Source organism: Vreelandella sp. F11, assembly GCF_042466685.1.
Taxonomy (GTDB): Bacteria; Pseudomonadota; Gammaproteobacteria; order Pseudomonadales; family Halomonadaceae; genus Vreelandella.
This window is the reverse complement of sequence record NZ_CP170448.1, coordinates 3,636,598-3,649,650: the sequence shown is the minus strand read 5'-3', so window position 1 is coordinate 3,649,650 and position 13,053 is coordinate 3,636,598. Positions and strand designations below refer to the sequence as shown.

13 protein-coding genes are annotated in these 13,053 nt (G+C 54.0%); 6 read left to right on the top strand and 7 right to left on the bottom strand.

What is annotated here, in order from left to right:
- Nucleotides 1-35: 35 nt before the first annotated feature.
- From ACFIOZ_RS16735 to ACFIOZ_RS16710, 6 genes are all read right to left on the bottom strand, one after another.
- Nucleotides 36-515 carry a hypothetical protein gene (locus ACFIOZ_RS16735; RefSeq protein WP_386079830.1) on the bottom strand — a complete coding sequence of 160 codons (480 nt, stop codon included), beginning with the start codon at nt 513-515 and terminating at the stop codon, nt 36-38.
- A 95-nt stretch (nt 516-610) separates the two neighbouring features.
- Nucleotides 611-1,264, bottom strand: coding sequence for a hypothetical protein (locus ACFIOZ_RS16730; protein WP_386079829.1), 654 nt, complete (start codon nt 1,262-1,264; stop codon nt 611-613).
- Between the two features lie 88 nt (nt 1,265-1,352).
- Complete coding sequence (locus tag ACFIOZ_RS16725; protein WP_386079827.1) at nt 1,353-1,841, bottom strand: hypothetical protein; 489 nt, start codon at nt 1,839-1,841, stop codon at nt 1,353-1,355.
- Nucleotides 1,842-2,323: 482 nt separating this feature from the next.
- Nucleotides 2,324-3,793, bottom strand: a complete 1,470-nt coding sequence (locus ACFIOZ_RS16720) for an NCS1 family nucleobase:cation symporter-1 (protein ID WP_386079825.1) — start codon at nt 3,791-3,793, stop codon at nt 2,324-2,326.
- A 28-nt stretch (nt 3,794-3,821) separates the two neighbouring features.
- Nucleotides 3,822-5,180 carry an NCS1 family transporter gene (locus ACFIOZ_RS16715; protein ID WP_386079824.1) on the bottom strand — a complete coding sequence of 453 codons (1,359 nt, stop codon included), beginning with the start codon at nt 5,178-5,180 and terminating at the stop codon, nt 3,822-3,824.
- Between the two features lie 150 nt (nt 5,181-5,330).
- Complete coding sequence (locus ACFIOZ_RS16710) at nt 5,331-6,086, bottom strand: aspartate/glutamate racemase family protein (RefSeq protein ID WP_386079822.1); 756 nt, start codon at nt 6,084-6,086, stop codon at nt 5,331-5,333.
- Between the two features lie 337 nt (nt 6,087-6,423).
- Between ACFIOZ_RS16710 and puuE the strand changes: the two genes are divergently transcribed.
- From puuE to ACFIOZ_RS16680, 6 genes are all read left to right on the top strand, one after another.
- A complete protein-coding gene (gene puuE / locus ACFIOZ_RS16705; RefSeq protein WP_386079820.1) occupies nt 6,424-7,359 on the top strand; it encodes an allantoinase PuuE in 936 nt (311 codons plus the stop codon).
- A 21-nt stretch (nt 7,360-7,380) separates the two neighbouring features.
- Nucleotides 7,381-8,259: a MurR/RpiR family transcriptional regulator gene (locus ACFIOZ_RS16700; RefSeq protein ID WP_386079818.1), complete on the top strand. Its 879-nt coding sequence runs from the start codon at nt 7,381-7,383 to the stop codon at nt 8,257-8,259.
- Nucleotides 8,260-8,599: 340 nt separating this feature from the next.
- Nucleotides 8,600-9,454: a transporter substrate-binding domain-containing protein gene (locus ACFIOZ_RS16695; protein ID WP_386079816.1), complete on the top strand. Its 855-nt coding sequence runs from the start codon at nt 8,600-8,602 to the stop codon at nt 9,452-9,454.
- Between the two features lie 8 nt (nt 9,455-9,462).
- Nucleotides 9,463-10,140, top strand: a complete 678-nt coding sequence (locus tag ACFIOZ_RS16690; RefSeq protein ID WP_386079814.1) for an amino acid ABC transporter permease — start codon at nt 9,463-9,465, stop codon at nt 10,138-10,140.
- Nucleotides 10,137-10,793 (top strand): amino acid ABC transporter permease, encoded by a 657-nt coding sequence (locus ACFIOZ_RS16685; protein ID WP_386079813.1) that lies wholly within the window; start codon nt 10,137-10,139, stop codon nt 10,791-10,793. Before ACFIOZ_RS16690 ends, ACFIOZ_RS16685 begins: the two co-directional genes overlap by 4 nt.
- Nucleotides 10,774-11,502: an amino acid ABC transporter ATP-binding protein gene (locus tag ACFIOZ_RS16680; RefSeq protein WP_386079812.1), complete on the top strand. Its 729-nt coding sequence runs from the start codon at nt 10,774-10,776 to the stop codon at nt 11,500-11,502. The genes ACFIOZ_RS16685 and ACFIOZ_RS16680 overlap by 20 nt, the downstream gene beginning before the upstream one ends.
- On the opposite strand, the gene ACFIOZ_RS16675 is transcribed toward ACFIOZ_RS16680, so the two are convergent.
- Complete coding sequence (locus ACFIOZ_RS16675) at nt 11,499-12,941, bottom strand: YfcC family protein (RefSeq protein WP_386079811.1); 1,443 nt, start codon at nt 12,939-12,941, stop codon at nt 11,499-11,501. The two genes, ACFIOZ_RS16680 and ACFIOZ_RS16675, sit on opposite strands and share 4 nt — an antisense overlap.
- Nucleotides 12,942-13,053: the final 112 nt, after the last annotated feature.

Here is a 13,053-nt window from a genome sequence, read left to right as displayed (position 1 = left end):
TGTAATAGGCGCCGCCGTGGTTGGCCTTGTTCAATTTAGACAATTGGCCAAGTTGCCCAGTCATTCAGGTGGTGGGTTAGTTCACAGGTTTTTGACCCAAACACCCTCCCTGCTTTTTCTCCATCATGGTAATAAGTCAGTGCTAGGACGTAGTGATCACCTTGCTGCCCCCCTAGTTGGTTGCTAGCAAGATAGTTCTGAAGAACTGACCGGTGGATGATCACAAATTCCCACGCATTCTGAACACGCATTACAAACGCGAAAACCACATCCGGTTGCAGTGGGTTACTAATTTGCGAGGTGCGTATATTGAATTGAAAACGGGTCGATTTCTGCTGCTCTTTCGGTTGTGAGGTCTTAACTTGAAAGCGCCATGCGTGCCCGCTCTGATGATTCATCACCCAAGCATCGTCACCTTGATCAATTTCCGGAATTGAGACGTTATATCCGCGGTAAGCAAACTCTGACATCAGTGCGAGTTCACCAGCGGCACCAATATGATGTCTTGAAGGCACTCAGATTTCTCCTGTAATTGAACGCCAGCCATAAACGGCGGCCCATCAAGGGAGTCCGGCGGAGGCCTTAGGCCGGAACGAATTTGATGGCTTTGTTAATCTGGAAAGTTACGCAGAACTTTGTATGTGATGCTGCTGTTATTCGCTTCCAAGACCTCAATTTGGGCCCCCTTGTAACCTATGCGCTTTGATTCACTCAAATCGTATTCGACCTCATTATCAAAGGCGGGCCTCGCACTATTATTGCTGAATTCCCGATAGCCAATATTGATCTTGTTTCCTACGCGGCCACTGTAGATCAGTGTTTGCTGAAAGCTATTCTTTGTTTCAGAAACTCGACCGCGTCTCTCATAGTCCGCATCGTAACAAGCACTGCCACCTAGAGTCGTGATGACGCAGACTTGGCTTCTTTCTGCCTTACCCACCGCTAACGCTTCAATTGGATCAGACAGTGGCCATCTAATTACACCTGTGGCTGAGAAAAAGTCTTGTTTGTCATCGAATCCGACCTGAGGGTAATTATTACTAGGAATATCGTATAGCGCTCCGTCTACCCGTTGTTTGACGTAAAGTACTTGCTCCTCGTAAATCAGCCCCTTCTCAACCATGTGATCTCCGACGTAGGCCGTAACCTCTTTATCCAACGGAGGGTAATCCACATCTTTCATGGCTGAAGGAGAACCATTGTATTGCACTGATGTACAACCACCCAGTACTGCAAGGAGCGAAATTAGTAGTATGCGTTTCAATCGACATCTCCTTTCTGATTAACGCCCGCCATAAACGGCGCGAGGAACGAGCGTCCGGCGACCCAAGGAAGCGTATTTAATGGCTTGGTTATGCATTTTCCGTTGCAATCTGTCGCCCCTTGCTTGTTAGGGCCCAAATCATTTCGCCGGTTTTATTCTTGCTTGCTGAGCGTACGAATTTATTACCCACTAAATCCACCAAAACTTTCCATGCCTCAGGCTCAGTACAGTTTGCATCCTTACTTATTCCAGTCAAAGTTCGAAAATTATACTTTGGTTTGGATAATGCCTTAAAAATAGATGCTTCGATGGGAGAGGCGACCGAAACGTCCTCTTCATCTTTTGAGAAAGGGGGCGCTTCTGTTTCTTTCTCTACTACCGCTTGCATTTGATCCTTCATCTTTGCAGAAAAACCGGCCCCACTAAACTCAGACAACTTATCGATATTCGAGAATGCCAAGCCCAATACCCCAGCCAAAATAGCCAAACCCATTTCAGTGGGCTGGGCCATATAGCCGAAATAGCAAGGAACCACTAAAAGAACCGCAGCAGGGCAAAATTTGAAAACTGTTTCCATGTTCGGAATCCTGATCTTCATAGCGCGCAACAGTTTATTCATACGCATGCTTGTTTTTCTGGAAGCTCAAAACGCATCATTAATTCTCAAGTGACGGATATGTAATGAAAATATTTACGTTACCCTGATAAAGGCCTCCAGAAAAATGCGCATGCGCTTAAATATTTCAGGTCACTTTTTAAATTGCGCATAAACACACCTTGTCTTCTTGTAACCCTTTGCTTTTAATGATCTTTAATCAGGTCTTGTTAAGAAAAATAAGCACTCGTCTCATTGACCCTACCAGAAAACACGAACTGCAGCTCGAAAATACCTCATTCCGCTGAGTTTTGATACCGCAAAATACGTTGCTTGGTAGAGCCATACGAGGATGCCGACAGGTTCCAAGCTGACCGCACCAGCCCGCGACCCAAAAAAAGCGCCATCGGCAAAACCGATGGCGCTTGTATGGGCTTCTAATCAGCTCGTTACGACCCGCTTGTCTACTGCTCAGCCAACACAGGCGCAGCCTTAAACTGCCGCATCAACCCGTAGTAGAACAGCCCGCCCAGCGCTGCGCCAATCATCCAGCCAAAGCCGCCAAGGGCTGAAAGTGCGGGTACTAATACGGTAGAGAGCGAGAACAGCGCTGCCACGCCAAAGGCGATAAGGGCGCGGGTGTTCCAGCCGTTTACGTAGTAGTAGGCGCTGCCCGGTGCTGATGAGAATAGCTCCTGCATGTTTAAGTGCTGGCGCTTAATCAGGTAGTAGTCGACTACGATAATGCCATAGAAGGGCGCGACGACGGCACCTAACGCATTTACAAAGCCGGGTACGCCGATCTGGCTGATCACTGAAAGCCATAGCGCACCGACAAAGAACGCAATCACCGCGGTAATCAGGCCGCCCATCTTAAAGCTGATTTTGCTGGGGAAGAGGTTGGCCAGGTCGTAGGCGGGGGGAATAAAGTTGGCCACCAAGTTGATGCCCACCGTGGCGGCAAAGAAGGTTAGCGCTGCGACTATTGTCAGCGGCAATGAATCCACTCGCTCAACGATATCGGCGGGATTGGTTAGCGCTTCGCCAAACAGTACCAGGGTGCCTGCGGTAATAATCAGCGCGATAAACGAGAAGAACGCTACGTTAAGCGGCAAGCCCAGCAGGTTGCCTAGCTTCATCTGGCGTTCGGTTTTTACAAAGCGGGTGAAGTCGCCGAAGTTGATCACCACCGCTGCGAAGTAGGCCACCATGGTGCCGACGATCGCCATAAAGGCGGCGATTGAGCTGCCGCTGGCTTCACCGTCGCCGCTAAAAATAGTGCCAATGGCGGGGATTAGCTCACTTCCCGCCTGGTACCAAACAATGACCATTAGCACCAGCATCACCACGTAGACCAGCGGGCCCGCCCAGTTGAGAAAGTGCTTAATGCGCTCGATGCCCTGCCAGAAGATCGCAATCTGAAATAGCCACACAATCACAAACGACACCCAGGCCACGCCGGAAAGCCCCAGGAAGGTGCTGCCATTTCCTGCGCCAAAAAATGCCGTAATCAGCAGGGTGACGGCGGTGGAGGCGAAGTAGGTCTGCACGCCGTACCAGAAAATCCCCACGATGGCGCGCAGCATCGCGGGTAGGTTGGCGCCGCGTACCCCCATGCTGGCACGCACCATGACCGGAAAGGGGATACCGTATTTAACGCTGGGCTTACCGGTAAGATTGACCAGAAACATCACGATCACACCGGCCAGAATAATCGCCGCCATCACCGCCCAGCCGTTTAGGCCGTAGGTTAAAAACAGCGAGGCGGCCAGGGTGTAGCCAAACAGGCTCTGGATATCGTTAGACCAGACGTTAAAAATCTCAAAGGCGCCCCAGTTACGATCCTGGGGTTTAAGCGGCGCCAGATCCTCGTTATACAGCGTGGGATCGATATGTTTGATATCCAGGTCACTAACGTCGTTGCTCTCTTTCATTGTATTGGCTCGCAGGTTGGCAAATGGGTTACTGGCTAAAGCGCTGGCAGGGTGCCCAGTACTTCATTAGCAGGTAGTAGCTGACGCCTGCGGGTATCAGGCTGGCGTACCACGAGATCGCCGAGAAAGAGAGCGCGGCCACAATACCGATAGCGGTGGCGATAAACGCCGCTAGGTTCACGCCTTGGTAGGGGCCGTTGGCGTCATACAGTTTTTCGATATCCAGCGTGCGGCGGCGAATCACATAATAGTCCACTACCAGAATGGCGAAGATAGGGCCTAAAAAGGCCGAATAAGTCTGCACAAACAGCTGCAGACCCGCCGCGGAACCTGGCTGCACCAGTTTCCAGGGGAAGGTGGCGAAGGCCAGCAAGCCAACGATCACCGTGGCCACCGAGAACTTGATCTTAAATACGTCCATCAGCACATAGGTCGGCGGCACTACGTTGTTGAGCACGATGGTCGTGACCTGGGCGAAGGCGATGAACAGCAGGGTAGTCATTAACAGCGGGGTGTTGTCCACCGCGTTGGCGAACACCTGGATAGGGTCGGCAGTGCCAGTGGCCTCGGAGACCATATAGCCAATCAAACCCATAAACAGCGTGCAGGGCAGAATCGACATGGCGTAGATGGTGGTGAGTAGGCTTTGGGCGGTGCCCTTTTTATGCTCGCGGGAGTAGTCGCTAACGTTAAGCATCATGGTGCTGTAGATGCCCAAAAAGAGCATGGTCGCGCCCCAGAAGGGCATGCCCCAGGAGCCTTCCATGGTCAGCAGGCTGGCTGAAAGCTCATCGCCATAGCGCTGCACCGTGGCGTAGAACATGTACATCAATGAGGCGAGGATAAAGGCGCTGCCGATATTCTCTAACCACTTGATGCCCTGGAAGCCCATCACCGACAGGCCAATTTGTAGGAACTGGAAGGTAATGAAGTAGAAGATAAGGTTGTCGAAGCCGAACAGGGTGGCCGACACCATATTGAGTGCCCCGGCGCCAATCCAGCTTTGAAAGCCGTACCACACTACTGCAGGCACCGCGCGCACTAGCCCCGGCAAGCGGGTGCCAGTAAAGCCGAAGGCACTGCGCGCCTGCACCATAAACGGAATGCCGTACTTGTAGCCTGCGGCCCCGTTAATGGCCAAGGCTATCCCGATCACAAAGCAGCCGATGGCAATGGCCAATGTGGCTTGTAACAGGTTCAGGGTGCCGACCACGCTTGAGCCCATGGCAAAGGTGCCTATGGAAACGCAGCCGCCGAACCAGGCCAGAAAATAGGAGCCTCGCCCCATAATCCGGGTGTGTTGCGGGGCCAGGCTTTCTGCCCCTAGTGCTTTTGATCCGTCATCGGATCGTTCTTCTGACGCAAGAGCCGAGGGTGAAGCGCTCATGATGTCGTCCTCGCAAGATTATCGGTTTTATTGGCAGCTTGGGTATTTGGAATCCCCAGGCAACGCTTGCGGCGTGGCGTGCTATTGGACGTTCGTGTTGCTATTCGTTTGTTATTAAATGTTTGGAGTCATGACTGTTTTTTATAGCGGTTATGACTTAAGCGGTAGTGCAAGCTCAGAAAGCTCGGAAAACTTACCCGTGAAGGTCTTTGGCCGTGGGTAGGCAAGGTCGCCATGCTTACTGGTATGTAGACCCAAACTGACCAGCGACTCCGCCAGTTTCAGCGCGGCGGTGACACCTTCCACTACAGGCAGGCCCACTTCGCGGCTGATCTCTTGAGTCAAATTTGCCATACCGCCGCAGCCTAAAACGATGGCACCAATGCCGTCTTCATCCCGTGCGCGGCAGCACTCTTCAACAATGCGGGTAAACGCTGCGTCAGGGTGATGCTCAAGATCCAGCACCGGGATTTCCGCAGCACGTATACGACGGCAGTGGTGGCTAAAGCCGTACTGTTGTAGCAGGTGCTCGGCAATAATGCCGGTGCGGCCCAAGGTGGTCACAATAGAAAAACGGGTGCTCACCAGGGTGGCAAGATGAAACGCCGCTTCGGCAATGCCAATCACCGGTGCGCGGGTGAGTTCGCGGGCAGCGAGCAAACCCGGGTCGCCGAAACAGGCCACCACGTAGGCATCGATGCCGCCTTCGCGTTCGCCTTTAAGCACCTCTTCGGCAACCCCTACCGCGCTGATCGCTTCGTCAAAATGGCTTTCTATCGAAACCGGGCCCGCGTCAGGCTGTGAAGCGCTAACCGTGGTGCCAGGCCCCGCCTGCTGCTGTGCTGCCTGGCCCATAGCAGCGGTCATGGAGGCCGTGGTGTTGGGGTTAATAATGCGTATATGCACGATAGGTATTCCGTGTGTAAACAATATGGCATTTCTTGTATACAAAAATAGGGCGGTTTTTTTCGTGACGCAAGGGGCTAACCAGCAATCGGCGATAAAAAAGCGGCTTAGAAAACTTGACCATTTGTTCAAGTTTCAATGGCTTAACGCCTTTTAAACTGAGAAACGCTATTAGCGTCAGGGGATTAGCGGTCGATCGCGTTGCGGTAGGCTATGAATGTCGCTATTTTGTATACAAATTATTTTGTGTACTACTGGGCGGCTATTTGCCAGTGATCTGCCCAGGTTTGTATGAATGGCTTTGGATGAATGGTTTGTATGCATCAAGGAGCTCGCTATGTCGTCATCACCTAAGGGTCACTATCCACGCGATTTAATCGGTTATGGGCGCAACCCGCCCCATGCCAACTGGCCCAACAAGGCCAAAATTGCCGTTCAGTTTGTGCTCAACTATGAGGAGGGCGGTGAAAACTGTGTGTTGCACGGTGACTCAGGGTCAGAGCAGTTCCTATCGGAAATTATCGGCGCACCGGCTTATCCGGATCGCCACTTGAGCATGGAGTCGATCTACGAGTACGGCTCCCGCGCCGGGGTGTGGCGCATCCTGCGCGAGTTTGAAAAACGTGATTTGCCGCTTACGGTGTTTGGCGTTGCCATGGCGCTGGAGCGCAATCCGGATGTGGCTATGGCCTTTAAAGAACTGGGTCACGAGATTGCCTGCCACGGCTACCGCTGGATTCACTATCAGGAAGTGCCCGAGCACGTCGAGCGCGAGCATCTTCAGCAGGCGATGGAGATTTTTCAGCGCCTCTACGGCGAAAAACCTCAGGGCTGGTATACCGGCCGTGATAGCCCCAATACCCGGCGTTTAGTGCTGGATGAGGGCGGTTTCCTTTACGATAGTGACTACTACGGCGACGATTTACCGTTCTGGACGCAGGTAACCGACAGTCAGGGCAGTGACCATAATCACCTGATCGTCCCCTACACCCTGGACAGCAACGATATGCGCTTTGCCGCACCACAGGGCTTTAACACCGCGGATCACTTCTTTACCTACCTGCGCGATGCCTTTGATGTACTTTACGCAGAAGGAGAGGAGGCGCCCAAAATGCTATCAATAGGTATGCACTGCCGCTTGTTGGGCCGCCCCGGTCGTTTTCGCGCCCTACAGCGCTTCTTGGATTACATCGAAACCCACGACCGCGTTTGGGTAGCTCGGCGGGTTGATATCGCCCATCATTGGGCGGAACATCACCCTGCAACTCGTTAATTAAGCGCTTAATAGGATGCTATGACGCCGCATATCGGACAGCGGATTACCGCCCAGTTTGACGCGCTAACTGCCCAGGAGCAGCGGGTGGCGAGCTTTATCCTCGATCACTTTGATGATTTGGCGGTGTACAGCGCCGCTGATTTGGCTCGTTTGACCGGAGTCTCCAAATCGACCGTCAGTCGCCTGTTCAAGCGGTTGGGGTTTGAGAGCTACCGCACCGTTAAAGACCATGCTCGCCAGTTGCGCAACCTGGGCGTGCCGCTAGTGATCGACGCCAACGCCATGCAGGAAGAGGAGGCCGGGGCGCCGTTTCAGCGTCACTTGCAGCGTGAGCAGGATAATCTGCAGCGCTGCTTAAACGGGATCGCGGCGGATCAATTTGCAGCACTGGTGAAACAGTTGGATAGCGCGCGGCATGTGGTTGTGATCGGTTTTCGTAACAGCTACCCGTTAGCGCTGCATTTTCGCCAGCAGTTGATTCAGGCGCGCACCCAGGTGCGGGTGGTGCCTCACCCTAACCAGTCGTTAGCAGAGGAGATCGTCGATCTCACCGAGCAGGACGTGGTGGTGCTGTTTGGTTTTCGCCGCCGTCCAGCGGCCTTTGCGTCGCTCATTGATGCGCTTGAGCGCTCACCTGCCAAGGTAGCCTTGCTGGCTGACCCCACCGCGGTCAATTTCGCCTCACAGGTAACGTGGTTTTTTGAAACGCCGCTGGAAAGCCTCTCGGCGTTTGATAGCTACGCCGCTGCCAATAGCCTGATCTGCCTGATTGCCAACGGTTTACTGCACCGTCGTCTTGCCGAAGGTCGAAAGCGAATCAGCGCGATCAGTGAAGTTTACGCTGAGCTTAGCGAGCTGGAAGCGCCGACTATGAGCGTGGATTGGAGCGCCCAATAGGCTGGGCCTCCTTTCATGGTGCATCTCGCCCTATTGATGGGTGAAAACTGCACCAGAACGTTGCACTTCTCTCCTTTTATACCTTCCTCTCAATGCGGCAAACGCTGCGTTGAGGCTCCGCGTGTCCGCTAAGCTGCTGTTATAAAAAATCTTAACCGCTTCTGGTATCGCGATTGCTATTCAGTGATCAAGTGAAACGAAAGTTTCTTTGTTAGATTTTATGCAACAAAGCTTTCATTCACTTAGCTTCCATTGCCAAGAACACCACTGCTAATTAGCCAGCCAATTGTTTCTAGCAAAACCGAGATTTTGCAGAACATGCGCCTGCCAGGAGAGCTTTATGCAATCGTTTTCGCACCGCTTCAATAACTCCTTTACCCGCCGCTTCAAGTCTCTTCAGTCCAGCGTTTTAGCCACCGGCCTGAGTGCCGCAGTCGCCCTGGGGGCTTTGACGACTAGCCCTAGTGTTCAGGCGGATGCCCTAGAGGATATCGAGTTCCGGGGCACTATTCGGGTGGCTGTACCGCAAGATTTTCCGCCCTTTGGTTCGGTAGGTACCGACTTGCAGCCCCGTGGCTACGATATCGATATGGCCCAATACCTTGCTGATGAGATGGGGGTTGAGCTTGAGCTGATCCCGGTCACCAGTGCCAACCGTATTCCCTACTTGCAGACGGGGCAGGCGGATTTAGTTATCTCCAGCTTGGGTAAAAATCCAGAACGTGAAGCGGCAATCGACTTCTCAGACGCTTACGCGCCGTTCTTTCTAGGCGTATTCAGCGCCGATCAAGATGAAAGCGTGGATGGCCCAGAAGGCTTGGCCGACAAAACCATCGGTGTGACCCGCGGTGCCGTGGAAGATATGGAGCTTTCTGAAATTGCCCCGGATTCAACCACCGTCCAGCGCTTTGAAGATAACGCCACCACCATCTCTGCGTTCCTTTCTGGTCAGGTCGATTACGTGGCCACCGGTAACGTGGTCGCCGCAGAGATCGCCGAGCGCAACAGCGATCGCGCCCCTTCAATGATTTACCAGCTCAAAGACTCCCCCTGCTACGTGGGTATGAATAAAAACGAGCCAGCGCTAATGGAAGAGGTGAATCGCCTGATTGCCCAAGGCCTGGAAGATGGCACCTTGAATGAGCTGTCTCAGCGCTGGTTCAGCGCCGACCTACCTGAAAACTTCGGTAGCTGAGGCTTAGCATGGGGCCAACACTCGATTTCCTTACCCTGTTGCCCTACGTCAGTGAGCTTCTCAAAGGTCTTACCACCACGGTCATTTTGACCATGGTGACGACCTTAACGGGGCTAGCGCTGGCAGTGGCAGTGGCGTATTTACGCGTCAACGCGCAGCCATGGGTGCGCTGGGGGCTAGGCGGCTACGTCGAAGTCACCCGCAATACGCCCTTCATTGTGCAACTGTTCTTTATCTTCTTCGGGCTACCGGGGCTCGGCATCAAAATTGATGCCATTACTGCGGCGTTCATTGCTATGACGCTCAACCTGGCCGCTTATAGTGCCGAGATTTTACGCGCCGGTATTAGCGCCACGGCCAAGGGACAGTTGGAAGCCGGTCGTGCACTGGGAATGACCACGCTGCAAAGCTATCGCCACGTTGTGCTGGTGCCTGCCTTTGCTCGGGTCTACCCGGCGCTTATCAGCCAATCGATTATCGTGATGCTGGGCTCAGCGGTGGTGTCGCAGATTTCCGTATTCGACCTGACCTACGCGGCTAACTTTATCCAGTCGCGCAACTTCCGCAGCTTTGAAGTCTACCTGCTGATCACGCTGGTCTATTTGCTCCTCGCCTTTGGCATGCGACGCAGCTTTATGCTGGTGGGCAGGCGCGTATTCGCCTATCAGCAAGGAGAGCAGCGATGATTGAGTTCACCTTCTGGGACATTCTGCGCAACCTGCTGCTGGCGACTCGCTGGACCATTGTGCTGTCGCTGATTGCCTTTGTGGGCGGGGCCACCGTGGGTCTGCTACTGACCTTTATGCGTCTCTCCAGCAACCGCTGGCTGCAGCGCTTAACGTCGCTCTATGTTGATCTTTTCCAAGGCACGCCGCTGCTGATGCAGCTGTTTTTGATCTTTTTTGGCGCTGCGGCCATGGGGCATCCGATCTCTGCCTGGCTGGCGGCTTCTATTGCGTTGACGCTGTTTACCAGCGCCTTCTTGTGTGACATCTGGCGCGGCTGTTTGGAAGCGGTGGCTAAAGGGCAGTGGCACGCAGCGCGGGTACTCGGCATGAACTACTTCCAATCCATGCGCCATGTGATTCTGCCCCAGGCGCTGCGGCTTTCGATTCCGCCCACGGTGGGTTTCTCGGTACAGGTCATCAAAGGCACGGCGCTGGCCTCCATCATTGGCTTTGTCGAGCTGACCAAGGCGGGCACCATGCTCAATAACGCCACCTTTGAACCCTTCACCATTTTTGCCCTTGTGGCACTGCTTTACTTTGCGCTGTGCTATCCCCTTTCCTGCTACGCGCGCTATCTGGAGAAAAAGCTCTATGACGCTGGTCTACGTTGATAACGTTCATAAAGCCTTTGGCGACCTGGAAGTGCTTAAAGGTATTAACCTTTCGGTGGCGCAAGGCGAAGTGGTGGCGATTATTGGCCGCAGCGGCTCGGGTAAAAGCACCCTGCTGCGCTGCCTGAATCAGCTGGAAAAACATGACAGCGGCGAGATTACCATTGCCGATAAGCAGCTCGATGCGGCGTCAATGTCGCCCAAAGAGCTGAGTGAAAATGTCGGCATGGTATTCCAAAGCTTTAACCTGTTTCCCCATAAAACCGTGGGTGAAAATGTCTGTTTGGCGCCGCTGGTAGTGCGCGGCGAGGCCAAGGCTGATGTTGAGGGAATCGCTCGGGAAGTGCTTGAGAAAGTCGGCCTCTCCGACAAATACGATGCCTATCCGGCCCAGCTCTCCGGTGGGCAGCAGCAGCGGGTGGCCATCGCTCGGGCGCTGGCCATGCGCCCCAAAGTGCTGCTCTGCGATGAGGTGACCTCGGCGCTTGATCCCGAGTTGGTTGGGGAAGTGCTGCGGGTGTTGGAAGCGCTGGCAAAAGAGGGCATGACGCTGATTCTAGTTACCCATGAAATGAGCTTCGCCCGCGACGTGGCCGATCGGGTGGTGTTTATGCACCAGGGGCGCATCCATGAAGAGGGCGCCCCCAGCGAGCTGTTCAGCAATCCGCAAACGCCGGAGCTAAAGCAGTTTATCTCTGCGGTGCTCTAGCCGATCCACTGGGTTGCCTGGGCGAAAATAAGAAAGCCCAGGGCAATTATTATCCAGACGCAAAAAAGTGGGAAGAAGAATTTGACCCACTTTTGCCACGGAACGCCAGCCAGCGCCAGGGTTGCCATAAAGTAGCCTGAGGTCGGGTATAAAATATTGCCGATACCGTCACCCAGTTGGAAGGCTAGCACTGCCGTTTGGCGGGTAACGCCGATGATGTCGGAGAGCGGTGCCATTAGCGGCATGGTGACCAGGGCCTGGCCGCTACCGGAGGGGACAATGAAATTGAAGCCTAGCTGGGCGAAGAACATGCCAATCGCCGAGAGCAAGGTGGGCAGGCCTCCGACAAGGTTGCCAAGTCCATACACCAGGGTGTCCATGATCTGGCCATCTTCCAGCATCACGGCAACGCCCCGGGCGACGCCGGCGATCATGGCGCCGACCAGCACGTCTCGGAAGCCCTGGTTGAAGCCTGCGCATATTTCGTCGGTGTCGAGGCCTGCGATTAGACCCACGACAATGCCCATGATGATAAACAGGCCTGCCATTTCCATCATGAACCAGCCTTGCTGCAGTACGCCATAGACGAGTACCGCGAAGAAGGCGAAGGTGGCGATGGCAGCCAGCTTCTGGCGAGCGCTGGCGATTAAGGCAGGGCTATTGTCAGCATGTTGATAAAGCGAGCGTTTTTCGGATTCGTTAGTGTCACTGCTCAGCAGGCTAAGCGAAGGTGTCTGATGCACCCTGCGGGCGTAACGCATAACGAAGAAAATAGCCGCGGCTAACATTACCACAAACGCCATGACGCGCAGGCCATAACCGGAGTAGAGAGGCAGATCTGAGAGTTGCTGCCCTAGGCCGGTATTGATCGGGTTGAGCACACCCGTGGTGAAACCGACCGTGGTAGCGCAAAGCGCCACCGCCGCGGCCGTGACTGAGTCGAAGCGCAAAGCAATCATCAGCGGCAGGATGACCGGCACATAGACCAGCGCCAACTCCTGGGTACCGATTACCGTGGCGATTAGGGCAAACACCGTCATCAACACCGGGATGGTGAGCAGGCTCTGTCGCGCAAAGCGGCGCGTTAGCTTGTCCACCCCTATTTCAATGATGCCGGTGCGCCTTAGCACCATAAACATACCGCCAATCATAAAGGTGAAAAAGACAACTTCGCCGGCACTCATCAAGCCATTGGGAATCGCCAGCATAAAATCGACGATACCAATCGGTGAGGAAGCGATTTGCTCATAAGAGGTCGGGTCAATAGTGATACGCCCATTCGGGCCAGGAACACGCTCGAACTGCCCGGCTGGCACAAAATGCGTCGCTATCGCCGCCAAGGCGATAAAAACAAACAGCACCGCGTAGATATCAGGGATCCGACACCAGCTTTTCTTGGGCGCTGGGCTATCTGGGGAAGAGGGGGTGTGTTGGGACATGCTAAGCCTCGCGTATAGAGCTGCCATCCAGGATGGCTGTTGTTATCAATATCGGCGGTTATAAGCGCCTGACCGAGCAGCGATAGGGTTCGTGAGCGCAACGGTTTGCGGA

What these genes read in the sequence shown, in the direction of transcription:
- puuE (WP_386079820.1), top strand. Translation starts at nt 6,424, where the DNA reads ATGTCGTCATCACCTAAGGGTCACTATCCACGCGATTTAATCGGTTAT.
- ACFIOZ_RS16725 (WP_386079827.1), bottom strand. Translation starts at nt 1,841, where the DNA reads ATGGAAACAGTTTTCAAATTTTGCCCTGCTGCGGTTCTTTTAGTGGTT.
- ACFIOZ_RS16695 (WP_386079816.1), top strand. Translation starts at nt 8,600, where the DNA reads ATGCAATCGTTTTCGCACCGCTTCAATAACTCCTTTACCCGCCGCTTC.
- ACFIOZ_RS16720 (WP_386079825.1), bottom strand. Translation starts at nt 3,793, where the DNA reads ATGAAAGAGAGCAACGACGTTAGTGACCTGGATATCAAACATATCGAT.
- ACFIOZ_RS16700 (WP_386079818.1), top strand. Translation starts at nt 7,381, where the DNA reads ATGACGCCGCATATCGGACAGCGGATTACCGCCCAGTTTGACGCGCTA.
- ACFIOZ_RS16690 (WP_386079814.1), top strand. Translation starts at nt 9,463, where the DNA reads ATGGGGCCAACACTCGATTTCCTTACCCTGTTGCCCTACGTCAGTGAG.
- ACFIOZ_RS16685 (WP_386079813.1), top strand. Translation starts at nt 10,137, where the DNA reads ATGATTGAGTTCACCTTCTGGGACATTCTGCGCAACCTGCTGCTGGCG.
- ACFIOZ_RS16675 (WP_386079811.1), bottom strand. Translation starts at nt 12,941, where the DNA reads ATGTCCCAACACACCCCCTCTTCCCCAGATAGCCCAGCGCCCAAGAAA.
- ACFIOZ_RS16680 (WP_386079812.1), top strand. Translation starts at nt 10,774, where the DNA reads ATGACGCTGGTCTACGTTGATAACGTTCATAAAGCCTTTGGCGACCTG.
- ACFIOZ_RS16715 (WP_386079824.1), bottom strand. Translation starts at nt 5,180, where the DNA reads ATGAGCGCTTCACCCTCGGCTCTTGCGTCAGAAGAACGATCCGATGAC.